This is a genomic window from Allobosea sp. GW821-FHT09G06, from assembly GCF_059416005.1.
Map to the genome: position 1 here is coordinate 46140 of NZ_JBWKOI010000005.1, position 24761 is coordinate 70900.

The window sequence follows — 24761 nt, forward strand, 5'->3', positions numbered from 1 at the left end:
CATGTCGGCGACGCTCGTCATCATGGTCAAGGCTCCGCTCATGGGACGGGCAAAGACGCGATTGGCCCGACAGGTTGGAGCCGTCGAGGCGATGCGATTCTATCGCACGGCCTGCGCCACGTTGCTGCGCCGCGTTGGGCAAGACAAGCGTTGGCAGACGGTGCTTGCCGTGGATCCTCCTCGCGCCCTGCGTGCCGGCTTCTGGCCGTCGGGTTTGTCGCGCCGTCCGCAGGCGCGAGGCGATCTCGGCGCGCGCATGGTCGAGCAATTCCGCCTGGTGCGGCATGGCCCGGTGGTTCTGATCGGATCCGATGTTCCTGGGATCACTGCGGCACATATCGCCCAAGCCTTTGCCTTGCTGCGACATAACGATGCCGTTCTGGGGCCGGCGGAGGACGGCGGCTACTGGCTCATCGGGCTCAGAGCGGGGTTCCGGCCTAGCGGTATCTTCGCTGGCGTCCGCTGGTCGAGCCAGCACGCAATGTCCGATACGGTGGATAATCTTGCCGGCGCCCGCATCGCGCTGGCGGCGACGCTTTTCGACGTTGACGACGGGGTCGACTGGCGACGGTGGAAGCGCACCGCCTTGCAGGGCAGGGTGCCTTGATGCTGCGGTTGGTCCCCGCCTTGACGCTCCTGCTGTTCCTGTCACCCGTCATGATTGGGCTGGCGGGCACGCTGGCTCCGGCCTTCGGCTATCTGCCTGCGATCGGAGCACGGACGCTGTCGCTCGAACCCTGGCGCGTCTTGTTCTCCTGGCCCGGCTTCGCCTCGTCTCTGTGGCTCACACTGTCGGCTGGGGCCGCAGCGAGCCTGTTGTCGTTGCTTGGCGCACTCGCGCTTGTCATGTCGCTGTCGGGAACACGCTGGTTCCAGCGTGCCCTGGCGGCTCTCACGCCCGTGCTCGCGACGCCCCATGCCGCAATCGCTCTGGGGCTCGCCTTCCTGATCGCGCCATCTGGCTGGATCGTCAGGCTGATCTCTCCGGATCTGACCGGGTGGGTGCGCCCGCCGGGGGATCTCGTTACCGTTCGTGATCCGCAAGGGATGGCTTTGACCCTCGGGCTTGTCGTCAAGGAGATCCCCTATCTAAGCATCGCGCTAGCGGCGTCGCTCGGACAAGTGCCGACCGAACGGTTACTGGCCTGCGCTGGCACGATGGGCTACCGGCGCCGGACCGCCTGGGTGAAGCTCGTCCTGCCGCAGCTATGGCCGCAGATTCGCCTCCCGTTCTACGCCGTGATCGCCTATTCCTGCTCCGTCGTCGATCAGGCTCTGGTGCTGGGCCCAGGAAATCCGCCACCGCTCGCCGTGCTGGCGACGCGCTGGTTCGCCGACTACGATCTCGCTCAATATCTGCCGGCCGCGGCCATCGGCGTTCTTCAAGTTAGCATTGTCGTCGGTGCGATCCTGTCGAGCTACGGAGCCGAGATCGTCGTGAAGCGGCTTGGGCGAGCTTGGGTGCAGCGCGGCGCCCGCACGAGCGTCGTCGACTGGCTCGCCCCAGCGCTCGGCACCGTCGCTGCGATTGTCGTCACTGGCGGGCTTGTCGGTCTCGTGGGACTCGTCCTTTGGTCTTTCGCCTCGGCCTGGCCTTTCCCTGAAAGCTTCCCCAGAGCGTTCAGCCTCGCCTCCTGGACCGCCTCGTCCGGTCGCTTCCTCTCTAACCTTGGCAGTACGGTTGCGATCGCCGTGCTCTCGACGAGCTGCGCCGTGCTGATGAGCGTTGGTAGCCTCGAGCATGAAGCACGGATTCAACGCAGGGCTTCGAACGGCGTGCTCTGGTTGGTCTACGCGCCACTTCTGGTGCCTCAGATTGCCTTTCTGTTCGGCTTGCAGGTCGCGCTCGTGCATCTGCGCTTGGACGGCTCGTTGCTGGCCGTCGTCTGGGCTCACCTGATCTACGTGCTCCCCTATGTCTTTTTGAGTTTGGCAGACCCGTACAGGGCGCTCGATCCGCGCTTTGCCCGCAGCGCCGCCTGCCTCGGCGCCTCTCCGACGCGGATCTTCTTCTCGATCAAGCTGCCGCTGTTGCTGCGCCCTGTGCTGATCTCGGCGGCGGTCGGTGTCGCGGTCAGCACAGGGCAGTACCTGACGACGGTGTTCGCAGGAGGCGGCCGCGTTGCGACTATCACCACCGAGGCGCTAACCCTGGGCAGTGGCGCGGATCGCTCGACCATCGGCGTCCTCGGATTGCTTCAATCGGCCGTGCCGCTGGCCGCCTACGCGCTCGCCATTTTCATCCCCCAGCTCGTCTATCGTCATCGCAAAGGGCTTATTTGATGAGGGCGGCAAACGGATGCGGCCTCGTGCTGCAAGGAGTGACGATCAGCCTCTTCCAGCAAGCGCTGATCGATAACCTGAACGTCGCAATCGCCCCAGGAAAGGTGGCGACCGTCATGGGGCCGAGCGGTTCGGGCAAGTCGAGCCTTCTCGCCTTCGTCGCTGGCTTCCTCGATCAGACCAGCTTCTCGGCCAGCGGAACGATACGCCTCGACGACCGGGACGTGACAGCCTTGCCACCCGAGAAGCGTCGCATCGGACTGCTCTTTCAGGACGATCTGCTCTTCCCGCATCTGACGGTCGCGGGGAATCTACTCTTCGGCATTCCTGCCGCGACGATCGGCCGGTCGGCGCGCGAGGAGCTGGTCAACCAGGCTCTGGCCGAAGCCGGCCTCTCGGGCTTCGGAGAGCGTGATCCTGCGACCCTGTCCGGCGGGCAGAAGGCCCGCGTTGCGTTGATGCGGGTGCTCTTGTCGGAGCCGCGCGCCCTGCTGTTGGACGAGGCCTTCGCAAAGCTCGACACCGCCTTGCGCGGCGCCTTCCGGGCCATGGTCTTCGCCTCGGCGCGGGAGCGCGGGCTGCCGGTTCTGATGGTGACGCATGATCCCGACGACGCGGCTGCAGCCGGAGGCGAATTGGTCAAGCTGTAGGCCCGCCCGTCAGGACGAGTTGCGGCAACGCCTGCAAGGTCGTGACCTCTCTGTCGGGGCTGCCGGGGAGCCGCTCGCGGCGTTGGCCGTAGCGGTTGCACCAGACCGTCCTCATTCCAAAAGCGGAGGCGGCATGGGCGTCCCAGGCATTGGAAGATTGGAAGGAGACCTCCTCCACCGTGAGGCCGATCCGATTGAGTGCGCGTTGATAGACCAGGGAGGCGGGTTTGAACGCCCCGACCTCCTCGACCGAGATCACGGCGTCGAACAGCCCCGAGAACCCGGCGCTCGCAACAGCGGACCGGAGCATCTCAGGCGTCCCGTTCGAGAGGATCGCCAGCCGGATACCGCCCGCTTTCAGCCGCCGCAGCACATCTGGGACCTCAGGGAACGGTTCCAACGTCATGTAGAGTTCAAGCAGGCCTTCGCGCAGAGCCGGCGCATCGATCTCCAGGCTTTCCAGCGCGAAGTCGAGAGCATTCGCGGTCACGCGATAAAAGTCTTCATGACGTCCTTGGGCCGACAGCAACCAGGTGTACTGGAGCTGCTTGTCCCGCCAGAGACTGGTCAGAGCGGCGAACTTGTCGCCGAGGATATCCTTGTATGCCGACGTTGCCGACGTGAAGTCGAACAGGGTCCCGTACGCATCAAAGATGCACCCCCTGACCCCCTGCAGTGGCACCAGCCTCATCGATTGTCCTTCTCGAACGTTTTTCCGGCGTGCTGTGCGACAGGACGAGCCCGCCGCCCTGCAAAGAGGCTCTGCGCCGGAGTTCGTGCGAAAGCGTCAACTCGTTACGCGGACTCAGGATGAAAAGCCCAAGCTGTTTTTATTTTGCTCGCGCAGAAACAAGTGAGCTGCTTCTGCCGAAAGAGGAATAGGTGAGCGCAGGGATATCTCCGTGACATTTCCAAGATCGATGGCCGCCTCCGTGCGGCGGCCGGTTCAGGAGCCTGGTGGCCTTCGCGCCGATCTCTGCGTGATCGGAGCCGGCTCGGGAGGTCTGACGGTTGCTGCCGGCGCCGTGCAGATGGGGGCTTCCGTCGTCCTTGTTGAAAAGGGTGACATGGGGGGCGATTGCCTCAACACCGGATGCGTTCCCTCCAAGGCCTTGATCGCCGCCGGTCAATTGGCGATCCAGCCTCGCCGCAGCGTCGATTTCGGTATTCGTTTCACCGGGCTGGATGTCGTTTTCGAGGATGTCCATGCGCACATCCACAGCGTGATCGGCGCCATCGCGCCACATGACAGCGTCGAGCGGTTCGAAAGCCTAGGGGTTCAAGTGATCAAGGCTCACGCTCGATTCGTGGCGCCAGATGCGGTGCAAGCGGGCGAAACGCGGATCAGGGCCCGCCGTTTCGTCATCGCGACCGGGTCTCGACCGATGATCCCGCCCCTACCAGGCCTCGGCAGTGTCGACTATCTGACCAACGAGACGATCTTCGAGCTGAAGAAGCGTCCCAGTCACCTTATCGTCATCGGAGGCGGCCCGATCGGTGTCGAACTGGCTCAAGCCCAGCGGCGCCTAGGCGCACAGGTCACGCTCGTCGCGCGGCACGGGATCCTGACACGCGACGAGCCGGAGGCGGTCGATGTGGTGCGTCTAGCGCTCGCGTCTGACGGTATTCGACTGATCGAGAGAGCGGAGGTTGCTGCCGTCAACGGCACTGAGGCCGGCGTGGCCGTGCAACTCAACTCTTCGGATCCCGACGCGAGGTCCATCCACGGCAGTCATTTGCTCCTGGCGGCAGGACGGGTCGCCGATACGAACGATCTTGGACTTGAGCTTGCAGGCATCGCGGCCGGGAAAAAGGGAATAGAAGTCGACTCTCGCCTCAGGACGTCGAACCGACGAGTGTTCGCGATCGGTGACGCGATCAATGGCCCGCTGTTCACGCATATCGCCGGCTATCATGCCGGCATCGTCATCCGCAACGCGCTGTTCGGCCTGCCGGCGGGCACCAATTATGCGGCTCTTCCGTGGGTTACATTTACCGATCCCGAGCTCGCGCATGTCGGCCTTACCGAAGCCGAGGCGCGAGCGCGGAAGCATCACGTCAGCATCCTGACGATGCCATTTGCGAACAATGACCGAGCACAGACGGAACGGGCTACGGAGGGGTTGGCAAAGGTCGTCGTGGGCTCCCGTGGGCGGATACTAGGGGCCACGATCGTTGGGCGTCACGCCGGGGAACTCATCGGCCTCTGGGCGCTTGCGATCTCATCGGGACTGCGGATCGGAGCAGTGGCGAATGCCGTCTTGCCTTACCCGACCTTGTCGGAGCTCTCCAAACGGGTGGCCGGCAGCTATTTCTCGCCCACCCTGTTCGGGCCAATGACACGGACGATCGTCCGCCTTGTCCAGCGCATCCTTCCGTGAAGGGGGCAAGCAGCTTGTCATTAAAAGAATCGCTCCGAGATCGCCGCGTCTGGATCGCCCTTCTCGTCGTGGCCGCCCTGATCTTCATGCGTCTATCGGGGGCAGCGGGCTATATCACGCTCGATTCGGTGCGTTCCCATCGTAGCCTGCTGCTCGCATTCGTCGAGAGACATGGCATTCTGGCGGCCGCCGGCTATGTGATGACGTATATTACAGTGGCCGCATTGGCCTTGCCCGGCGCTGCTCTGCTCAGCCTTATCGGCGGCTTCCTGTTTGGGGCAGTGCTCGGAACGACGTTGACGGTGACAGGCGCGACGATCGGCGCAACTCTGGTTTTTCTGCTTGCGAACTCCCTCTTGGGACGCGACCTGTCCGATCGGTTCGGTCGGCAGGCGCAGCGACTGGCAGCCGGTTTTCGACGCGATGCCGCCAGCTATCTACTCGTGCTTCGTCTTGTTCCGTTTTTCCCATTCTTCCTGGTGAACCTTGTGCCGGCGATTGTCGGCATTCCCCTTCGAACCTTCGTCATCACGACGTTCCTCGGCATCATCCCCGGCTCCGCCGTCTATTCTCTCGGCGGAGCCGGGTTGGGCGCGATCTTGGACTCCGGGCAGCCTCTGACGGCCGGCTCCATCCTGACGCCCGGCGTGGTTGCCGGGCTTATCGGCCTCGCTGCCATGTCGCTTGCGGCTATACCGGCCCGGCGCTGGCTGCAGAAGCGCGAAGAGCAAGGCGAATGACCATGGCTCTCGCCCACGCCAGGTCCGATCGGCAACGACAGGTCGCATGCTGCGTCGAGCCACTGAATGGCGGCACGCATGTCCAGTTCTAGCCGGGCGCGTGAACACCACGCCGTTCTACTGGGAGGTGGGCACGCCCATGCCGTCGCAATGCTCCATTTCGCCCGTCGCCGGACGAGCGGGCTGAGGATGACATTGGTTAGCGAGAGCCATTCGGCAATCTATTCGGGCATGCTTCCGGGGCATCTGGCGGGGTATTATCCGCGCGAGGCACTCGATATCGATCTAACGCGGCTGTCTTCGCGATGCGGTGCAAACTTCATCGTCGCCAGGGCAAGCGGAATCGACGGGGCCCGCCGCCGGTTATTGCTCGCCAGCGGCGATGAGCTCGCTTACGATAGCCTGTCGATCGACGTTGGCAGCGTAACTGACCTCAGCGGGATAAAAGGGGCGGACAGGTTCGGCATTCCGCTGAAGCCCAGCATGGAATTGCCCTCCCGGTTGACAGAAATCGGCCCGGAGCATGCGGGCCATGATTGCCCGAAGGAGATCGTGATTATCGGTGGCGGCGCGGCGGGCGTCGAGATCGCATTCGCCATGCGAAGTCGCTCCACCCGGATGCATGGCGATCACGGCCCCCCTCGCATTGTCGTTGCATGCCGCTCGGGCCTTTTGCCGTCACTGAGCGCCTTGGCGAGGAGCATGGCGCGCGCCGCGTTGAAGCGGCATGACATAACGGTCGCCGAAGGCTTCGACGTCGTCGAAGTGACCGAGCGGGCAGTCCATGCGCGCGACGGACGCATGATAGCCTCGGCCATGACAATCATCGCGACCGGCCCGCGCGCGCCGGAGTGGCTGGCCGAAACCGGGCTCGCGGCCGCGGCGAATGGTTCGATCCTGACGAATCACGATCTCTCGACCCTGGGCGACCCCGCCATCTTCGCCGTCGGCGACTGCGCGACGATCATCGGCGCGCCGCGAGAGAAGGCCGGGGTGTTCGCCGTGCGCCAAGGGCCAGTGCTCGCAGCCAACCTGCGGTGCAGAGCGCATGGAATAGAACTCGCTTCTTATCGGCCACAGCGTCGTCATTTGACCATCCTCTCGACGAGCGACGGAAAAGCCATAGCGAGTAGCGGCGGCTGGTTCGCATTTGCTGGCAGGCTAGTTTGGCGCTGGAAGCACTGGATCGATTGCCGCTTCATGGCGCAGTTCACATCGACGTGAAGTCGGTAACGGCGAGCGGGGCGTCACCGTAATTCCTGTTGCCGCCTCAGCCGGCACGGATGGCAACCAGCTCGGGATACAATCATGATCAATCGTAGGCAGGCGCTTGCCACTCTCTCGCTTTCTTCGGTCGCCCTGGCGGCGTTCGAGGTATTTGCCGCCGAGGGGCAACCCTTCTCGCGCGCTGCCTTTGACGCTGCGCTCAAGGCCGGGAAGCCGATCCTGATCGATGTTTCAGCTCCCTGGTGCCCGACATGTCAGGCTCAGGCTCCGATCTTGTCGGAACTCGTAAAATCACCACGCTTCGCCGGCCTGACCTTCTTCGCCGTGGACTTCGACAGCCAGAAGGACGTCCTACGCGCGCTGCGGGTACAGTCGCAGAGCACGCTGATCGTGTTCAAAGGCGGCGCCGAAATCGGTCGGTCGGTCGGCGATACAAGCAAGACGTCGATCGAGGCCTTGCTTTCACGCGCCATCTGAGGGCAATCCCGTGGCAGCTGCGTCAGGCTTCGCGCTCATCGCCGGCATTTTGTCGATCCTGTCTCCCTGCGTTCTGCCGCTTCTGCCGATCGTCCTCGGCACCGCGGTTTCCGAGCATCGGCTCGGGCCCGTCGCGCTGGCGGCGGGGCTAGCGCTTTCCTTCACGGCGATCGGCTTGTTCGTCGCCACGATCGGGTTTGCGGTCGGTCTAGACGCAGGCCTGTTCCGCGCGGCCGGAGCGCTGATGCTGGTGATGCTTGGTGTGGTGTTGGCGCTTCCTTCGCTCCATGCACGCGTCGCAGCCGCAGGCGGTCCGTTAAGCAACTGGACCGAGCAGCGTTTCGGCGGAATTTCGCCGGGAGGGCTGCAGGGCCAGTTCGGCGTTGGATTGTTGCTGGGCGCGGTCTGGGGACCTTGTGTCGGCCCGACGCTCGGAGCTGCCTCGGTGATGGCGGCGCGCGGCGAGAACCTCGGCGAGGTAGCATTCATCATGCTGGCCTTTGGCATCGGCGCCGGCTTGCCACTGATCGGCCTGGGGTTGCTGTCTCGCAGTCGCCTATTGGCGATCCGCGGCCGCCTGATGAGCGCAGGCCAGGGAGTTAAATCGGCGCTGGGCGGCATCCTCGTTCTAGTAGGGCTTTTGATCCTGACCGGTTGGGACAAGCAGCTCGAAGCGGCTCTCGTTTCTGCATCTCCGGCCTGGCTCACCCGGCTCACGACTTCGTTCTGAGCAAAGCCATGCCGTATCACGTTGAAAGAGGAGTTCGAACATGAATGACATCACGCCGCTGCTGCCGCGTGAGCGCGTGCCAGCTCTTGATCTCAGGCTAACGCCGGATGGCTCCAGGTTCAGCCTTGCCGATGAAAGGCCGGAGAATTTTACGCTGGTGATCGTCTATCGCGGCTTGCACTGCCCGATTTGCCGCACACAACTGCGTGATCTCGAAGGCAAGCTCGATGCCTTTGCGCAAAAGGGCGTCGGCGTCATTGCGGTTTCGACCGACGATGAGGAACGGGCAGGCAGGACCAAGGCTGATTGGGGTCTGGAACGGCTGCGGGTCGGATACGGCTTCAGCCTCGAATCTGCTCGCGAATGGGGCCTGTACCTTTCGGCTGGCCACGGCACGACCTCGATGGGTGTCGAGGAGCCAAAGGTCTTTGCCGAGCCGGGGCTGTTCCTCGTGCGGCCCGACGGGACACTGTATTTCGCTAGCGTCCAGACCATGCCGTTCGCCCGCCCCGCTCTGGCGGACATCCTGGGAGCGATCGACTATGTGGTGGCCAAGAACTACCCCGCGCGCGGTGAGATCGAGTCATTGAAGGAAGCGATCGGCGACGGCCTGATGCCGGCCTAGCAAGAAGCCGCCGCCCAATGGACGAGACCCGTCGACAAATCATTCGCGCCTCGGCTGCCGCTCTTGTCGCGACCAAATTGATACAGGACGCGGCGGCGCAGTCGCGTCCGCCCGCGTTCGGTGGCTCCTATGGCCAGTTTGTGGAGATCGAGCCACGCGAGGATGTAAGCCACATCGCTCTGACAGGACTTGATGGGAAGCGGCGGCTGCTGTCCTCCTACCGCGGACAATCCGTATTACTGAGCTTTTGGGCGAGCTGGTGCGCGCCATGCCGTCGCGAGTTGCCGACTCTGCACGAGCTTGGAGTCCAGGCGAAACGCAATCGCCGGAGCTTTGCGGTCGTTCCTGTATCGCTCGATCGGGACGTGGCGACGGCACGCGGCTTTCTTGATCGGCTGCATCTGGCAACGCTGAACAGTTTCATCGACAGCGAAGGCGAGGTGGCTTCGGGACCAAAGTCGAAGGTCGCGACTCCCTTCCCGCTATACGGCCTGCCGATGAGCTACATCATTGATGCGCAAGGTCGCAGTGCCGGATATCTCGTAGGCGACGCAGACTGGAATCAACCTTCGGCTGTAATGCTGCTTCAACATTACGCAAGGATGTGACGATTCACCTTCTCTCTACCCTCATGCTGAGTTGAAACAGGAGCGAATATTTGTTTCCCATACGGCGTAACAAGCGCCGTTCAGTAAACGAATACTCTCCAGAGGCCGCCAGTTAAACACGCGGGACGGGTTCCGCGCTGGTGGAAGCTCGCAAGGAGAGGAATGATGATCACGCGCTATAAAAGTCTCGACCGTCGCAGCCTTCTCGGTGCCGCCGCGCTGCTTGTCGCCGGGGTCGCAGTGCTTCCGCCCATGCCGGCACTCGCCTACAGCGAGACTTCGAGGAAGGCCATCAACGTCGACACCGCCGGCGTGGCCATCCACGGCTACGACCCCGTCGCCTATTTCACCGTCGGCAAACCGACGCCAGGCAATGCGCAGTTCACGGCCAAGCATGAAGGCGCCACCTATCGGTTCGCGAGTGCGGCCAATCGTGACGCCTTCCAAAAAGAGCCGGCGAAATATGCGCCGGCCTTCGGTGGCTTCTGCGCGATGGGCGCAGCGCTGGAGAAGAAGCTGGATGGCGATCCCAAACTCTGGCGCATCGTCGATGGAAAGCTCTACCTGAACGTCGGCGAGCCGGCCCAGAAGCGCTGGCTCGAGGATGTGCCCGGCAACATCAAGAAGGCCGAGTCCAACTGGCCCAAGATCAAGGATAAGGCGCCCAAGGATCTCTGAAGGCGTCGGCTCGCGAGACTGCTTCGTCCGGTCCGAGATGGAAGGCTGGCCGGAGCAGTCTCCTGGCTGGCTTCGCTGTTTAGGGGGAATCATGAAACACGCTTTCAATCCGGCTTTGCTCGTCATGACCGTGCTGGCCGGCGTCACGGTCGCGCTGGCGCAGGACATCAAACCCAATCAGGTCATTCGGCCCTCCGGCGTTTCGCCCGCGCTACTCCCCACTACCGAGGCCTTGCGGCGAGGCGAGGCCCTTTTCTCGGACAAACGGCTCAGTACCAACGACATGTCGTGCATCACCTGTCACGCGGACCTTCAATCCTTCAACGACAGCTTCGGGCGCCCCTATCCGCACAAGGTCCAGATGGCACAGGACATGGCCGGCCTCGACGAGGTGAACGCCGAGACCATGGTGCAGTTCTGCATGCTCGTTCCGATGGCGGCTCAGCCGTTCGCCTGGAGTTCGCCGGATCTGGCTGCGCTCACCGCTTATGTCACGAAGCTGCAGGTCGACTTCACGCGAAAATGAGTTCGATTCTGCCGTCGCCGTAGCGACCGTTCAGCGGTGGATTTAGGGATGAGGAGGTTGTCGATCGCTCTCGGCCAAAAGCTCGCAGCGTTCCTTTCAACGCGGCGATCCATTAGCGGCCAGTCGCCCCCGACGCCGACGGAACGCTTGAGGGAATGTCTTTTGCCCGGCGACGTCCTTCTCGTGGAAGGCGATACGCGGGTCAGCGTCGCGATTAAATATCTGACCCAGTCGACCTGGTCCCATGCCGCACTCTTTGTCGGAGATAACGGGGAGGGCCGGCTGCAGTCGGGCGATCATTGTTTCGTGGAGGCGGACCTAGTCGACGGCGTGCGCAGCGTCGGGTTCGAGGCCTTCGAGGACGTCCACACTAGGATTTGTCGTCCGGTCTCCCTGACGGAACAGGACAGAAAACAACTGACGGACTTCGCCATCGGCCGCATCGGCCACCAATACGATCTGAGGAACGTGGTCGACCTAGCCCGCTACCTGCTGCCGACACCGCCCATCCCGACGCGCTGGCGGCGGCGGATGATAGCACTCGGGAGCGGCGATCCCACACGGGCGATCTGCTCCACGCTGATCGCCCAAGCCTTCCAATCAATCGGCTATCCAATCCTCCCGATCATCGAGTCAAAGGCCATGACCAGGGATGATTGCTCGGATTGTTTCGAAGAGATCTTCCACATCCGGCATCATAGCCTGTTTGCGCCCCGTGACTTCGACGTGTCGCCCTATTTCCAGATCATCAAGCCGACCATCGAAAGCGGCTTCGATCATCGATCAATCCGATGGGGCTGATGGCCCGAACGGAGAACGCTCGCGCCGCCCGCTGATCGGGCGAGGCGATACCTGAAACGAGGGAGCCCAGATCGAGGAAGTCGGGCCGAGCGGCCCAATGGTCCTCACCTGCCGGCAGCGTCCGCAGCGATGCGGCCGAAAATGGCATCGAGCTCGGTCGCCAGCGATTTCAGGTCGGATGTCGCCCGGTTGAAATAGGGCGCGAAGACCGAGCTGGGTTTTCGATATGACAATGTGGCCGTGCTGTCGGTGTTTTCGGTCAGGTAGAAGCGGATCGGCGCCTCGATTCCAGCCGGCACGCTGGCGGCAAGCATTCGCCTGGCAAAATCGTTTCGAAAGACGCCTACGACCCGGTTGCCCGGGATCGTGAAGCCGTGGGCCTTCGCGCCCTCCGATGCGCTGGCCATTGTGACGACCGCCATCTTGTTCGCCTTGACCGCATCATCGAGACGCGCGACCAGGATGGGAAAGCTGTGCGCCGTCGGCAGCACCTCCCAGCCTTCGGCCGCCTCCAGCAGAGCGGCCGTGCCTTGTCCAAGCGCTGGGACTGCCATACTTCCAAGCACGATGGGCAGCAAGAATGCGGTCCGACGATCGATCATGGCTGCGGTGCTCCTCTCTGCCGGCTTCAAGGCGACAATCGCTTCGTGACGAGATGGTCGAGGGAGAACACGCCTCCACCCCTGGCCATCAGATAAAGTAAGACTGTGGCCCATAGGCCGTGGGTCGGGTAGGCGCCTGGGTAAACGAAGATCTGGATGACGAGCGTCATCCCAAGCAGCGCGGAGGCCGATAACCGGGTAGCCAGTCCCAGGAGTAGGAGGATGGGGAAAGTGTGCTCGGCCACTGTTGCCATCAGCGCGGCAAGCTCCGGGGGAATGAAGGGTAACCTGTACTCCTCCTTGAAAAGATCGATGGTGCTGTCCGCAAAGTGCGGAATACCAAGCTCGAACCTGCCTTCGAGAATGTCGATGGCGAAGCCTTGCACCTTCGTCTGTCCCGACTTCCAGAAGACCGCCGCAATCGAAAACCGTCCGAGGAAGGCGATCAGGGAATGGGGGATGCGCGATAGGACGGCCGCGACCATGTCGTCGGCCTGCGACAGGGCGGGTTCGCCGGCCCCCGAGGGCTCAGCTTGTTGGTTTCGGTCGATGCTCGCCATGGCATGCTCCTGGATGGCTCAGTGACGTTGCGGCGCCGGACGCGATCAGCGTTTCCAACGCGCTCGTGATGTCGAACTCTGCCGTGCAGTCGAGCGCGTGGACGATGGCGTCCATGATCGTTGCGCCAGCTGCGAGGGCGCCGAGAAAGGTCGCGACGCCCGGGGCCAGCCGCAGGACCTCGACATCGAGATCCGGGCGAAGCACGAGAACGTCCTCGGCTCGATACGGATCGACGGTCTCGATCTGCCCTCCTTCCTGATGGGCGGCCCAGATTGAGCCGACGGCGAAGCGCGACCTCAGAATGGTCACGCTCGCATGCAGGTGCATGGTGAGCAGCCCCCGGTCGTTCGGCGCGATCCCGGCATAGGCGCTTTGGGTGAGCGAGGGTTCGTCGGCAGCGTGGTAGGCCTGCCGACGCGCCAGCTCCAGGCGTGCAACATCGGCGAGATAGCGCACCCCGGTCGCGGGCTCGAAGGCCTCGATGAATTCCGGAAATGTCTCAGCAAAGCCCAGCAGAATGGCGCTGCGTGGAGGATTGCCCCGGACATAGACGCGGGCCATCTCGCGAAAGAAGGCCTCGCCGACAAGCTGCCTGACGACCGGATAGGTTGCGCCGAGCGCCTCGATCAGCGAAACGGTGACATTGTTGCGATAGATTGCGAAACGCTGCCGCGGATCCGAGCCGTTCCAGGTCAAGAGCCCAGCTGGTGGCGGAGCGTCTGGATTAAGCAGGGCCGCCGCGAACCTTCGTTGGCTCGACATAGCTAGCGGGCCGCGCTGTTGCGCCGCCGCGCCTCGGCATCAAGCACAGCATCGGCCTTGGCAGCCTCCTGCAGCAAAGTCGCCAGCGGAGGCACGTCGTTGTCCCATTCGATCAGGGTGGGCATCGGGCCTGTCCGCTGCAGGGCGTGGCGGAAGAGCGTCCAAACATCGTCGGCGACCGGGGTGCCGTGGGCGTCGATCAGCAGAGGAGCCCCGAGGGAATCGGCATCGACTGCGTATCCAGCGAGGTGAATCTCCCCGACGGCCTCAACCGGAAGCGCATCGAGATAGGCGATCGGGTCGCTCGCGTGATTAGTGCAGGTGACCTGCACGTTATTGACGTCGAGAAGCAGCCCACAGCCGGTTCGACGGACGACTTCCTTAAGAAAATCGGCCTCGCTCCAGGTGCTGGCGGTGAATCCGACATAGGTCGATGGGTTTTCTAGCAGCATCGCGCATCCCAGACGCTCCTGAACCTCGTCAATGTGATCCGCCACACGCTGCAAGGTTTGATCCGTGTAGGCGATGGGCAGCAGATCGTTCAGATAGGCGTCGTCATGGCTCGACCATGCCAGATGCTCCGAGAAGCTCTGCGGTTCATAACGAGCGATGAGGCCCGCGAGTCGGTCGAGATGGCGGGAGTCGAGAGGCCCCTCGGCGCCGATCGACAGACCGACGCCGTGAAGCGAGAGCGGGTATCGTTCGCGCAAAATTGCGAGTAACGCGTGCGGCGCGCCGCCGGCACCCATGTAGTTCTCAGCATGAACCTCGAGGAAGCCGATAGGCGCATCCTGGCTGAGGAGGTCGCGCATGTGCTCAGGCTTCAGGCCGATACCGGCCTTGTTCGGGAGCGTCTCGAAATCCGGGAACTTGACCGGTGAGGCCAATCGGCAAGCACGCATTATCGCCTCCTTCTTCACGCGGAGTTGGGCCGCGGGACCATCAGGCCCGCTTTTCTTTAAATTCCTTCAGTTGCCCGAAGCCGGTGGGGGACTTCAACGAGGCGGTTTTTTCGCAAGTCCCTTTCGGAACTAGCTTCCAGGCATTGCCTTGGAAGTCGACCTTCGATGTACCGGCGCAGGTCGTTCCGGGCCCGGCGGCGCAATCATTCTGCCCCTTGAGGGAAACGCCGAAGCATTTTTCTTTTGCGCCTTCTTGGGCGGCCGCAGGCAGCGTGCTCGCCGCGAGCGCGGAAGCAAACGAGGCTGCGAAAGCGAGGGTAAGGGTACGACGATCCATCGGTCTTGCTCCTAATGCAAAGGGAGAACATCACCCCTTCGACCAACATACGGAGGTAGGAAGGCCGCCGTTACAGGAACAATTCTTTGTGATCCGTGACCGCCTTTATGATGCTATTGAGCCTGGGTCGATCGGCCTGTAACGGACTGCGTCCGAGCGTCGAATAAGGGGATGTCAGCGTGACGGCTGGGCCGAGACAGGATCCGTTGGCAGAGAAGATGCGCTTGGCATTGGCCGGTGACGATTCCGCCTATCGGGAGGTCCTCGAACAACTCGCCATGACGCTGCGGCGGCTCGTGTCAGCCCGCCTGAGTAAGGCAGGCAAGGGGAACTCGGAGGTCGAAGACATCGTGCAGGACGTCCTGCTCGCCATTCACCTGAAGCGGCATACATGGGACCAGTCGCTACCGTTTCTGCCCTGGGCCCATGCAGTGGCTCGGCACAAGCTGATCGATTCCCTGCGAAAACAGGGAAGTCGACATTTTTTGCCTCTGGATGACTTTTCGGAATTGCTCCAAGCCCCGGCCGATAGCCAACAGGACCTGGGTGATGCCGAGAAGCTGATCGCGATGCTGAGCCCCCACCAGCAACGCATCGTGCGCGGGGTCGCTATTGACGGGCGTTCCCACGCCGAAATGGGACGGGAATTGAATATGCAGGAAGGAGCGGTGAGGGTCGCCCTCCATAGGGCGTTGAAGGAGCTGGCACGGCTCTATCAAGGACTGAACAAATGAAGACGGACCATCTGATTGCAGCGTTGGTGGCTGACTCCTCAGTGAAGGAGCGCCCCCTCTTTAAGGCGACGATGACATCGCTCGCCGCAGCCTTGGTCTTGGTTTCGATCGGCTTCGTGATTTGGCTTCCCATCAGGTCGGATCTTGGGACGCCATGGGCAACGCTCGCCATCGCGGTGAAATTCATGGCATCCATGATTCTGGCGGTCTGCGGCACTCGGCTGGCCATGGCCTTGTCAGAGCCGGGTCGCAAGATTCGGCCCGAATGCCTGGCCATCCTCGCCGCGCCCGGTCTTGTCCTTCTCGCCCTCAGCATCGAGCTGATGGTGGAAGGTTTCGGGGATTGGCAACACCGACTTGTTGGCATGAAACAGATCGCGTGTCTTATCCTAGTGCCGGCCTTGTCACTGATGCCTCTGACCGCACTACTGCTGGCTATGCGGACCGGCGCAACCACCCGCCCTATCGTCACCGGGACGGTCTGCGGTCTAGCTGCGGCCGGTATGGGCGCGATGTTCTATTCGCTGGTCTGCACTGACGACAGCATGCTTTTCGTTATGACTTGGTATGGGCTGGCAGCAATCATCGTGGCGGCAATAGGCGCTATCGGTGGCAAGATGCTCCTGAAATGGTGAACGGCGGAGCCGCGCTCTTCGCTGGCTCCGCCTGCGGGCCAGCGTCAGGCCTCTCGGGCCGAAGGCAGTGCATTGTCGCTGTCGCGGCTGCAACCGCAGTGTGTATCCTCGCGTACCTGTCGTCCCGACATTCATCGTCCTGGCGCCTGCCAATGCAGGCACTGGTGGGGGGCGGATTGGGTTTTGTCCTCTTTCAGTCGAATTTCGGCTTCGCTGGGAGCTTTCGCACGGCGATCGAGCTGCGTCAGTTCGATGGCTTCCGGGCACAGGCGCTGTCACTTGCGCTGACCAGCATCGTCTTTTTTCCGCTGCTGGCCCACGGTCAACTGTTCGGGCAACAGTTGACCGGCTTTGTTACGCCTATCGGTGTTTCCTTCGTCCTAGGCGCGTTGCTGTTTGGGATCGGCATGCAGATCGGCGGCGGTTGTGCTTCAGGCACTCTATTCGCGCTGGGCGGCGGCAATCTGAGGCTCCTGATCACGCTCACCTTCTTCGTAGCCGGCTCCGCGATTGGTGCGGCGCATATCGGCTTCTGGAGAAGCTTGCCTGTGCTTCAAACCGGCACGTCCCAAAGTCTCTTTGGATGGCCGGCCGCGCTGGCCGTCCATCTCGCGATCTTTACGGCCGCTATCCGGCTCCTTCCTGGTTCGACAGTCAGCGGGAAGTCGGCGTCGCAAACCTACGAGCGCGCCTGGACGCTGACCCAGGGCGCTTTTGGACTGGCTGCTCTCAATATCGCGACGCTGCTACTTTCCGGGCAGCCTTGGGGTGAAACTGCTGGGTTCACGCTGTGGGGTTCAAAGTTCGCGCAGATGATAGGCTTCGAGCCGCGGACATGGCCATATTGGCTGGGCAACGAAGTGCCCCTCGACGAGAGCGTCTTCTCAGATGCGACCTCTGTGATGGATCTTGCGATCGTCGCAGGCGCGACCTTGGCTGCCGGCCGCCGGAGTCGCTTTGTGCTTCGCTTAGAGGGGCGTTGGACTGCCTGGACAGGAGCGGCCATCGGCGGCCTGCTGATGGGCTACGGAGCCAGGCTTTCTGACGGTTGCAACATCGGCGCGTATTTCTCCGCTGTGGCGTCCGGAAGCCTATCGGGCTGGATATGGATCGTCGGTGCGCTCGCGGGTAGTGCAATAGGGCTGCGGCTGCGGCGAACTCTAGATCCTATTCTGATCGGTCACAAGGCACTGTAACGACCCCAGCACCGAACGCGAATACTCTCTGAGAGCCCAGACTGCTTTCGTTCTTGGAGAGAAATTATGAACGCAATCGCAAAAGGCATTCTTGCAGGCTTAACCGCGACAGCCGTCTTATCTGTGCTGATGATCATCAAGTCTATGATGGGAATCATGCCGGAGCTCGACATCATGCAGATGCTAAGCAGCATGATGGGAGCGTCGAGCTCGATCCCGGGCTGGATGGCGCATTTCGCCATCGGCGCACTCGGCTATGGCGTCGCCTTTGTCCTCCTGTTCGACAAGCTCCCGGGAGCCTCCTTGATCGTGCGCGGTATCGCGCTCGGCGTCGCTGGTTGGTTGCTAATGATGGTGGCGGTCATGCCGATGGCTGGCGCAGGCCTGTTCGGTCTCCGACTGGGTATGCCTGCGCCCGTGCTGACACTGGTACTGCACGTCATTTTCGGTGCGGCACTTGGCGCGACCTACGCGAAATTGGTCCAGCCGAGCCTTGCTTGATCAGGACCTTGAGTGCTCGCTATGCCCCCGCCGGCGGGATTCGACCGCCGGCCCGGCGGCGAATTAGGCACCCAGGAAAGGTTTGGGTCTGAACTCAATTGCCCGGGCGGGAGGCACAGCGGCGATGCTGATATCTGCCATGCATCCCTCGCTCGGACTTGTCCGAATGTGTCGCGATCACTCGGGCGCTCTCGAAACCTCGGAGGCGCACGACAACGCAAGCAAGCCTCTGGATCCACGCGGCAACGCCTTACAACTACCGTTATCCACGCTCGCTTGTATGCACGGCGACCTGCGATACGCGATTGTCCACGGCGTGAATCCGTAACGTTCGCCCCCTCCGAAACGTCTATTTGACGAGCCCTCAGGGCATTGGAGATTGGACGGAATGAACAAGCGTACGGAGATCCCGCAAGCTGCATCGCCCCTGGAAAGAAGCATGGCGGCCACTGGGGCTGGGGTGGTTGCACGCTGCTTGAAGGAGGCGCATGTGAGTCACGCCTTCGGCATTCCGGGAGGAGAGGTGCTGGCGCTCCTCGATGCGCTGCATCAACATGACATCCGCTTCGTCCTCGCCCGACATGAGAACGCTGCCGGCTTCATGGCAGAAGGCCTCTGGCACGCAACGGGCGCGCCGCCGGTTCTCGTGACGACCCTTGGTCCCGGCGTCACCAACGCGGTCACCGCTATCGCACATGCGCAGCAGGATCGGGTGCCTCTTATCGTGCTGACCGGCTGCGTCGACCAGGCCCTGGCCGAAAGCTACACGCATCAGATTCTCGATCATCAGGCGTTGCTGCGGCCGCTCGTCAAAGCGAGCTTCCGCGTCGCGCCAGGCACGGAGGCACTGGTTGTCGCCAAAGCCATCGCAATCGCCCTGGACGGGCGTCCCGGCCCTGTTCACATCGATCTGCCAATCAGCGTGGCCGAAACCGAGAGCCCCGCGCCGGCGGCAGTTCCTGCGGCCGGCAGGCCGCGTGCCGCGATACCCGCCGATCTGACGGCGGCGCGCAGCTTGGTGGCCGCAGCATGCAGGCCGCTGGTCATCGCTGGCCTCGATCTTGTCAATGAAGGAGCAGCCAACTCCCTCGCCCGATTTCTGACGGCAACCGGCGCTCCGCTCCTGACCACCTACAAGGGCAAGGGTTTGCTTCCGGAGGATGATCCGCGCGTCATCAGCAGCGTCGGTCTTTCGCCCAAGGCCGACGCGCTCGTTCGTCCGCTTGTCGATGCCGCCGACCTGATCGTCCTCGCAGGTTACGATCCGATCGAAATGCGCCAGGGCTGGCGGAATCCTTGGCCCGCCGAAAAGCCGGTTATCGATATCGTTGCGCAAGCGCTACCGCACGGCATGCATCACTCAACGTTGGTGCTCGAAGGCCATGTCGGCATGACATTGGATCGTCTCGTCGACGACCTCGTTCCGCGGGCCGCCTGGCCGCACGGTGAGGTCTCTCGCATACGCTCGTCCCTTCGATCAGCCTTTGTCGCTCCGCGCCCTTGGGGACCGCATGCGGTGTTCGACGCCATACGATCGGCTGCTCCCACAGGCACGGTCGCGACCGCTGACTCCGGGGCTCACCGCATCCTGCTCAGTCAGCTCTGGCGTTGCGACGAACCCCGCGGTCTCCTTCAATCAACGGGACTGTGCACCATGGGCTGCGCACTGCCCTTGGCAACGGGCGCGGCGCTAGGCTCAGGGCGCCACACACTCTGTTTCGTTGGCGATGCCGGGCTGGACATGGTGCTCGGTGAGTTGGGGACACTGCGGGATCTCACTTTGCCGGTGGTCGTCGTCGTTCTCGTCGATGCCGCTCTTGGACTCATCGCCCTGAAACAGAAGCAGATGGGTCTCGCACGTTTCGGCGTGGATTTCTGCGCGAGCGATTTCGCCGCTGTCGCGCGCGCCCTCGGAGGCCATGGTGTCATGGTCTCCGATCGGACAGCCCTTGCGCATGAAGCCGTGGAAGCCTTCGCGAGGCCCGGGTTCAGCCTCATCGCCTGCCGGATCGATGCGGCCGACTACGAAGGGGCGTTCTGATGGTTATGCTAGCTCCCGGAGCGAAACGGCTGCGCGACGAGCGGCTCGACCTGTTTCGTGGTATTGCGATGCTGATCATCTTCATCGCGCATGTTCCGGGCAATAGCTGGAACGACTGGATCCCGGCGCGCTTTGGCTTCTCTTCAGCCGCGGAGCTTTTTGTTTTCTGCTCCGGTTTTGCTAGCGCCCTCGCATTCGGCTCAGTCTTTATCAGGCGCGGCTGGCAGATCGGCACTGCGCGCATCCTGTATCGCGTCTGGCAGATCTACTGGGCGCAGATCGGGCTGGTGGTTGCTTTGATCACGCTCCCCGCAGCCCTCGATTTTGCCTTTGGCCGTGCAGATCTGGCTGCGCAGTTCGGGCCTCTCCTCGCAGACCCGACACGTGCAATCCTCGGATTGGCGACACTGACATGGCAGCCAGACTATCTCGACATCCTGCCCATGTATCTCGTCATCCTGGCTCTCGTGCCGGTCGTGATGGGGCTGAGGACCTTGCATCCATGCCTGCCATTCGCCGCGGTGGGGCTGCTCTACGTGCTCACCCGGGTCGAAGGCTTCAATCTACCCGGCAGTCCCTGGGCGGATACAGGTTGGTTTCTGAATCCCTTCGCCTGGCAGGCGATCTTCTTCATCGGCTTCTTCGTTGCGATGAAGTGGCTACCGGTGCCCAGACTGCGCAAGCCCTGGCTGGTGCGGGCCTGCGTGGCTTTCCTTGTCCTTTCAGTCCCGCTGTCCTTCTGGGGAATTCTCGATCACTGGCCGTCCGCGCAGGCGTTGCGCGATTTTCTTCTCTCCCCGGGAAGCGAGAAGACAAATCTGCACCCGTTGCGGATCCTGCATCTCCTGGCGCTCGCATACGTGGCGCTTAGCCTGATCGAACCAATCAGGGCGAGGCTCGACGTCGGTCCCGGCCATCTGATTATTGTGATCGGCCGACAATCGCTTGCCTGCTTTCTGGCCAGTCTGGTGTTGGGCCGTCTCGCTGCAACCCTGATCGACATGACGGGAGCCAACGAACTGGTTGTGGCCGCTGCAAACATCACAGGTTTCGCTGCGCTTCTGGCAACCGCGCAGATCGTCGGATGGTTTAAGTCGGCCCCTTGGCAAGGCGGGCGCGAGGCACCGCCGACGGTGCCGCACCGCCTGGAATCCGTGACGGCATCGATCAGCTATTCGGCACGGTTGCGCGAAGCAGACTGACTGCCTGTTCGATCGGGCGGCTGGTCCACCCGTAACGCCAATATGGAGCTAGATTTCATGTTCTACGATCTTTCCGGCGATCGCATTACCGTCGCCAACGAGGCTACCGTGCTTGCCTGGAACGATCTGCTTGAAGCCGTGATGGCACACGCCGCTTTAGCCCCGAACCATCTCGCCAGAGCGCTGTCAGCCGATCCGGACTTCGCGCTGGCCCATGCAACCCAAGGTCTGATGCTCCTGTCGCTGGCGAAAGCAGAGTTGGTGGCGCCAGCGCAGACGTGCCTCGATGCGGCAGGAGCTGCCATCTTGCGAAGAGCCGTTACGCGACGGGAAGTGGGCTACGTTGACGCCCTCGCGCTTTGGCTCGCGCATGAGCCGCGCCGCGCCGCACAGAGGCTGGAGCAGATATTGGCGGATCATCCGCGTGACGCTCTAGCACTCAAGCTCTCGCATGGCTTGCGTTTCATGCTCGGAGATCAGAGGGAAATGCTGGTGACGCTTGAAGGGGCCACGCCCCATTTCGAGGAAGGTCACCCGCTCGCCGGGTATGTTGCGGGCTGCCACGCATTCGCCCTCGAGGAACTCGGCTTCTATTCCCGGGCCGAACACAGCGGGCGGCGTGCTGTCGCGCTGGCGCCGCGCGACGCCTGGGGACGGCACGCCGTCGCCCATGTGCTGGAGATGACGGGCCGTGTCGACGAGGGCATCGCTTGGCTAGGCGAGAGCCGCAACTGGTTACACGCTAACAACTTCCGCTTCCATATGCTGTGGCATCTCGCACTGTTCCGGCTTGAACGCGGCGAAGTGCGCGAGGTGCTTGCACTCTACGACACTGGAATTCGCGCCGAGCGCACAGACGATTTCCGCGACATCGCCAATGGCGCGGCCTTGCTCGCGCGCCTGAGTTACGCCGGTGCCGATGTCGGCGCGCGCTGGGAGGAACTCGCCGAGCTCGCCGGCAGGCGCATCGCGGATAGGCAACTCGTCTTCGCCGATTTACATTATACGATGGCCCTGCTGGGCGCTGGCCGCGCTAAAGACGCCGTCACGATCGCTGGCAATCTCGCGAAAGACAGCTACACGCACCCGAGCTCGGAACGACGCGATGCGGCTCGCATCGGAATGCTGGCAGCGTCGGGGCTCATTGCCTTTCAAGAGGGGGACTATCCCGAGGCAGCCAAGCTGCTGGGAGCCGCCCGCGACAGCCTGGCGACGATCGGCGGCAGCAACGCTCAGCGCGACGTGTTTGAACAGGCCTATATCGAAAGCCTGATCAGGTCGGACTCCCATGATCGCGCTTCACGCGTCTTAAGAGAGAGGCTCGCTCAGCGCGGCGGGAACAACCTGTTCGCCGCCCGCCGGTTGGCGCGACTCGCGTCAACTGAGGTTGGACGTATCGCAGCCTTGGCCGTTTCTGCGAACACCATGGCCAGCACACACTAGCGTCGCCTGACCAACTTGGCCGATTCCACTTGTTGATAGATCGACGGCGCCCACTTGTCGTGTGGCTGCATCATCGGAACCTGGCCCGCAAGCTCGCTAAAGGAAGCCAGCAGGGTAAGCGTCGTCGTCAGGCCACGCCCCTGAGAGCGGCCTGAGCCGGATAGGCCCATGGTAGCAGTTCATCGATGCGACTGTTTGGATGTCCGCTGACGATCCTAGCGATGACGTCGGCGAGATAGGCGTCGTAGATGCCGTCCCATTGATAAATGCTCCGATACCGGCGCCGCTCAAGGGATGCCGCCAGCGCTTCCTCATTTCGGACGAACGCCGGAAGCGAGGGTTCTCGATGACGAGCGCTGCCGCGGGGCGATTTACCAAGGCGAAAAGTCGGCGCTCAGATACGCCAGAAGCCGCTCAATCGAGATCAGCTCGCCGTCGGCGATCACCGCAAGTGGGCGCAGTCCTGAAAATGTGTCATTCGGCCGGTTCATCCATCCCGCTGCACGCCCTGCGTTGGTAAAGCGCATCCTGAGCGCCGCATGGATCTGCAAAAGCAAGGTTAGCCGATAAACCCGCTCCGGGGAGACGTCGCTGACGTTGTTCAGCCTCCATTCGGCATATGTGGCCACCGGCAAGTTCAGGACTGCTCGCGCTTCGTCGTCGCTGGCAGACCAGTTTTTGAGCAAGGAGAATACTGTGCGAACGAGCACGAGCTTCTCGGACCTGGTTAACGCTTCAGCCATCGATCCGCGCCGTTTAGCTAGGTTGTTTCGACGATTATGCGGTCGCGGATCTGCAAAGCGCCGAGGGCTTGGCAGGTCAGCCACGAGGCGGTCCTAGGTCTTCTAGGTCCGAGCGATCTGCGGAAGGCTCGCGCACTGTCACCGGTGCAGTTGGTTTCCCAAGGCTATACCAACGGCTCAGTGTTCGAGCGATTGTACGATCCTCGCTGATCCATAACACGGGGCTTGTTGTGATCAGCCGGGTCCCAAGGATCGGGTGGTTTACCGACTGTCCCCAGAGAACGTGCTGATTGGTTTGGCTTTCGATCCCCTCCAGCCAATCATTCAGCACGACTGCATTCGCGAGATCGTCTTTTGAAGGGTACCAGCCCCCCTCAAGCCGCCGAAGGTCGGCAGCAGCCGATCTGATTTTCTCGGCGAGTTCTTTCATGGCGTGACTCCGCAAGAGGCGAGCTAGTTGATGCCAGCGCAAAGGCAATCTGCGACATCGAGGGTCGGCCAGGAGGAATTAGGCCTTGAGGTCAGTCGCTCGTTTGGTGAGCGTGCACCTCGATGATCAGTCGAGGATCGAAGCATTTGTTCTCACGGTTTCCACCTCGACGCGGATAGCCGGCTTGGTTCGTCAGTACGCGCGTCTTGCCGACGAGATAGTCGTGCGACCCATGGTCGTGACCATGGATCCAAAGTTCGGGTTGAAAGCGTTCAATCAGTCCGGAAAGGTTCGAGGAAAACGCGGGAGCCAACGGGTCGTTGCGGAATATCGGCTGCACCGAATTTGGATGAGGACTGTGGTGGGTTACGATGATGGTCGGGCCCGCAAACGGCGTCGCGAGTTGCCTCGTGATCTCACTCAAGTCGTGTCGATGTAGCGCAACGGCGTGATCGGGGGTGAATAGACGCCGGTCTCCACCGTCGGCAATCGAGATCAGCTTGTGGTCATTCATAGCGCGGCTAGCGACATTCATCGCGCCGCGCGGATTTCCAAAGAGGCAGTAGTCCGTCCACAAAGTTGCGCCTATGAAGCGCATACCGGACAGGACAACAGATCCTGGCGCCAGCATGTGGATCCCATAGCGTTGAGCTAGCGCGGCGCCGCTTTCGAGGGCGCTGCGCAATTCATCGCCATAGAACTCATGGTTCCCCGGGACGAAGATGGCTGGCCGATCCTTCAGAGGACCGTGCCGCTGTGCCGCTATCCATTCCAACGACGCTGCTATCGGTCGCCCGATGTCGCCCGCGAAAACGGCCGCATCAAAGTCGGCCAAATCGTCGGTGAGCGAGAACGAAGCGAACTCCAAATGGAGATCTGACATGACGAGCAGGCGCATTGAACGCTCCTCGTGCTAAGGAATCGGGATGCGGGGACTGTCCAGGGG

General features: G+C 62.4%; 29 protein-coding genes and 1 pseudogene. 20 read left to right on the forward strand and 10 right to left on the reverse strand.

Translation table 11 applies throughout. The annotated features are described in order from the left end of the window. Position 1: 1 nt before the first annotated feature. The 3 genes from AC07NY_RS21670 to AC07NY_RS21680 are packed head-to-tail and all read left to right on the forward strand — an operon-like array spanning position 2 to position 2933. Complete coding sequence (locus AC07NY_RS21670) at positions 2-607, forward strand: TIGR04282 family arsenosugar biosynthesis glycosyltransferase (RefSeq protein ID WP_494585531.1); 606 nt, start codon at positions 2-4, stop codon at positions 605-607. After that, entirely contained in the window at positions 607-2283 is a 1677-nt protein-coding gene (locus tag AC07NY_RS21675) for an ABC transporter permease (protein WP_494585532.1), read from the forward strand. Before AC07NY_RS21670 ends, AC07NY_RS21675 begins: the two co-directional genes overlap by 1 nt. Next, a complete protein-coding gene (locus tag AC07NY_RS21680) occupies positions 2283-2933 on the forward strand; it encodes an ATP-binding cassette domain-containing protein (RefSeq protein ID WP_494585533.1) in 651 nt (216 codons plus the stop codon). Before AC07NY_RS21675 ends, AC07NY_RS21680 begins: the two co-directional genes overlap by 1 nt. On the opposite strand, the gene AC07NY_RS21685 is transcribed toward AC07NY_RS21680, so the two are convergent. After that, positions 2923-3624, reverse strand: a complete 702-nt coding sequence (locus tag AC07NY_RS21685) for a haloacid dehalogenase type II (RefSeq protein WP_494585534.1) — start codon at positions 3622-3624, stop codon at positions 2923-2925. The genes AC07NY_RS21680 and AC07NY_RS21685 overlap by 11 nt on opposite strands. A gap of 229 nt (positions 3625-3853) precedes the next feature. Here AC07NY_RS21685 and AC07NY_RS21690 point away from each other — a divergent pair, with 229 nt between their 5' ends. The 10 genes from AC07NY_RS21690 (at position 3854) to AC07NY_RS21735 (ending at position 11726) form a co-directional block, all read left to right on the forward strand. Next, complete coding sequence (locus tag AC07NY_RS21690) at positions 3854-5314, forward strand: dihydrolipoyl dehydrogenase family protein (protein WP_494585535.1); 1461 nt, start codon at positions 3854-3856, stop codon at positions 5312-5314. Next, positions 5311-6054 (forward strand): TVP38/TMEM64 family protein, encoded by a 744-nt coding sequence (locus AC07NY_RS21695; RefSeq protein ID WP_494585536.1) that lies wholly within the window; start codon positions 5311-5313, stop codon positions 6052-6054. Before AC07NY_RS21690 ends, AC07NY_RS21695 begins: the two co-directional genes overlap by 4 nt. A gap of 78 nt (positions 6055-6132) precedes the next feature. Further along, positions 6133-7278, forward strand: a complete 1146-nt coding sequence (locus tag AC07NY_RS21700) for an FAD-dependent oxidoreductase (protein ID WP_494585749.1) — start codon at positions 6133-6135, stop codon at positions 7276-7278. An 84-nt stretch (positions 7279-7362) separates the two neighbouring features. Next, complete coding sequence (locus AC07NY_RS21705; RefSeq protein ID WP_494585537.1) at positions 7363-7758, forward strand: thioredoxin family protein; 396 nt, start codon at positions 7363-7365, stop codon at positions 7756-7758. Positions 7759-7768: 10 nt separating this feature from the next. After that, a complete protein-coding gene (locus tag AC07NY_RS21710) occupies positions 7769-8488 on the forward strand; it encodes a cytochrome c biogenesis CcdA family protein (protein ID WP_494585538.1) in 720 nt (239 codons plus the stop codon). 40 nt (positions 8489-8528) lie between these two features. Further along, positions 8529-9113, forward strand: coding sequence for a peroxiredoxin-like family protein (locus AC07NY_RS21715; RefSeq protein WP_494585539.1), 585 nt, complete (start codon positions 8529-8531; stop codon positions 9111-9113). 17 nt (positions 9114-9130) lie between these two features. After that, positions 9131-9721 carry a TlpA disulfide reductase family protein gene (locus AC07NY_RS21720; RefSeq protein WP_494585540.1) on the forward strand — a complete coding sequence of 197 codons (591 nt, stop codon included), beginning with the start codon at positions 9131-9133 and terminating at the stop codon, positions 9719-9721. A gap of 165 nt (positions 9722-9886) precedes the next feature. Further along, positions 9887-10399, forward strand: coding sequence for a YHS domain-containing (seleno)protein (locus AC07NY_RS21725; protein WP_494585541.1), 513 nt, complete (start codon positions 9887-9889; stop codon positions 10397-10399). Positions 10400-10523: 124 nt separating this feature from the next. Further along, positions 10524-10925 (forward strand): c-type cytochrome, encoded by a 402-nt coding sequence (locus AC07NY_RS21730; RefSeq protein WP_494585542.1) that lies wholly within the window; start codon positions 10524-10526, stop codon positions 10923-10925. 48 nt (positions 10926-10973) lie between these two features. Then, positions 10974-11726 carry a YiiX/YebB-like N1pC/P60 family cysteine hydrolase gene (locus AC07NY_RS21735; protein ID WP_494585543.1) on the forward strand — a complete coding sequence of 251 codons (753 nt, stop codon included), beginning with the start codon at positions 10974-10976 and terminating at the stop codon, positions 11724-11726. A gap of 104 nt (positions 11727-11830) precedes the next feature. Here the strand turns inward: AC07NY_RS21735 and AC07NY_RS21740 are convergent, their stop codons facing one another. Genes AC07NY_RS21740 through AC07NY_RS21760 form a run of 5 tightly spaced genes read right to left on the reverse strand, consistent with a single transcriptional unit; the run spans position 11831 to position 14890 of the window. After that, complete coding sequence (locus AC07NY_RS21740) at positions 11831-12328, reverse strand: DUF302 domain-containing protein (RefSeq protein ID WP_494585544.1); 498 nt, start codon at positions 12326-12328, stop codon at positions 11831-11833. Between the two features lie 26 nt (positions 12329-12354). Further along, a complete protein-coding gene (locus AC07NY_RS21745; protein ID WP_494585545.1) occupies positions 12355-12888 on the reverse strand; it encodes a DoxX family protein in 534 nt (177 codons plus the stop codon). Then, entirely contained in the window at positions 12857-13651 is a 795-nt protein-coding gene (locus AC07NY_RS21750; RefSeq protein ID WP_494585546.1) for an HvfC/BufC N-terminal domain-containing protein, read from the reverse strand. Before AC07NY_RS21750 ends, AC07NY_RS21745 begins: the two co-directional genes overlap by 32 nt. Positions 13652-13653: 2 nt before the next feature. Then, positions 13654-14553 (reverse strand): MNIO family bufferin maturase, encoded by a 900-nt coding sequence (gene bufB / locus AC07NY_RS21755; protein WP_494585547.1) that lies wholly within the window; start codon positions 14551-14553, stop codon positions 13654-13656. Positions 14554-14593: 40 nt separating this feature from the next. Then, positions 14594-14890, reverse strand: a complete 297-nt coding sequence (locus AC07NY_RS21760) for a BufA1 family periplasmic bufferin-type metallophore (protein ID WP_494585548.1) — start codon at positions 14888-14890, stop codon at positions 14594-14596. Between the two features lie 206 nt (positions 14891-15096). Between AC07NY_RS21760 and AC07NY_RS21765 the strand changes: the two genes are divergently transcribed. From AC07NY_RS21765 to AC07NY_RS21795, 7 genes are all read left to right on the forward strand, one after another. After that, positions 15097-15624, forward strand: a complete 528-nt coding sequence (locus AC07NY_RS21765) for a sigma-70 family RNA polymerase sigma factor (protein WP_494585549.1) — start codon at positions 15097-15099, stop codon at positions 15622-15624. Further along, positions 15621-16259 (forward strand): NrsF family protein, encoded by a 639-nt coding sequence (locus AC07NY_RS21770; RefSeq protein ID WP_494585550.1) that lies wholly within the window; start codon positions 15621-15623, stop codon positions 16257-16259. Before AC07NY_RS21765 ends, AC07NY_RS21770 begins: the two co-directional genes overlap by 4 nt. Before the next feature lie 152 nt (positions 16260-16411). After that, the gene (locus AC07NY_RS21775) at positions 16412-17455 is read left to right on the forward strand and encodes a YeeE/YedE family protein (protein WP_494585551.1); all 1044 of its coding nucleotides are present in this window, start codon (positions 16412-16414) and stop codon (positions 17453-17455) included. A 66-nt stretch (positions 17456-17521) separates the two neighbouring features. After that, complete coding sequence (locus AC07NY_RS21780; protein WP_494585552.1) at positions 17522-17956, forward strand: DUF6789 family protein; 435 nt, start codon at positions 17522-17524, stop codon at positions 17954-17956. Positions 17957-18344: 388 nt separating this feature from the next. After that, positions 18345-19997 carry a thiamine pyrophosphate-binding protein gene (locus AC07NY_RS21785; protein WP_494585553.1) on the forward strand — a complete coding sequence of 551 codons (1653 nt, stop codon included), beginning with the start codon at positions 18345-18347 and terminating at the stop codon, positions 19995-19997. Continuing rightward, entirely contained in the window at positions 19997-21199 is a 1203-nt protein-coding gene (locus tag AC07NY_RS21790) for an OpgC family protein (RefSeq protein WP_494585554.1), read from the forward strand. The genes AC07NY_RS21785 and AC07NY_RS21790 overlap by 1 nt, the downstream gene beginning before the upstream one ends. 57 nt (positions 21200-21256) lie before the next feature. Next, on the forward strand, positions 21257-22642 hold the full coding sequence (locus AC07NY_RS21795; protein ID WP_494585555.1) for a tetratricopeptide repeat protein: 1386 nt from the start codon (positions 21257-21259) through the stop codon (positions 22640-22642). 127 nt (positions 22643-22769) lie between these two features. Here AC07NY_RS21795 and AC07NY_RS21800 read toward each other — a convergent pair. From AC07NY_RS21800 to AC07NY_RS21815, 4 genes and pseudogenes are all read right to left on the reverse strand, one after another. Beyond that, positions 22770-22883: pseudogene (locus AC07NY_RS21800) on the reverse strand (transposase domain-containing protein); the annotation flags it as partial. Positions 22884-23013: 130 nt separating this feature from the next. Further along, positions 23014-23385, reverse strand: coding sequence for an antitoxin Xre/MbcA/ParS toxin-binding domain-containing protein (locus AC07NY_RS21805; protein WP_494585556.1), 372 nt, complete (start codon positions 23383-23385; stop codon positions 23014-23016). Positions 23386-23461: 76 nt separating this feature from the next. Continuing rightward, positions 23462-23815, reverse strand: a complete 354-nt coding sequence (locus AC07NY_RS21810) for a DUF6634 family protein (RefSeq protein ID WP_494585557.1) — start codon at positions 23813-23815, stop codon at positions 23462-23464. A gap of 91 nt (positions 23816-23906) precedes the next feature. Then, positions 23907-24713, reverse strand: a complete 807-nt coding sequence (locus AC07NY_RS21815; RefSeq protein ID WP_494585558.1) for a metallophosphoesterase — start codon at positions 24711-24713, stop codon at positions 23907-23909. Positions 24714-24761 lie beyond the last annotated feature (48 nt).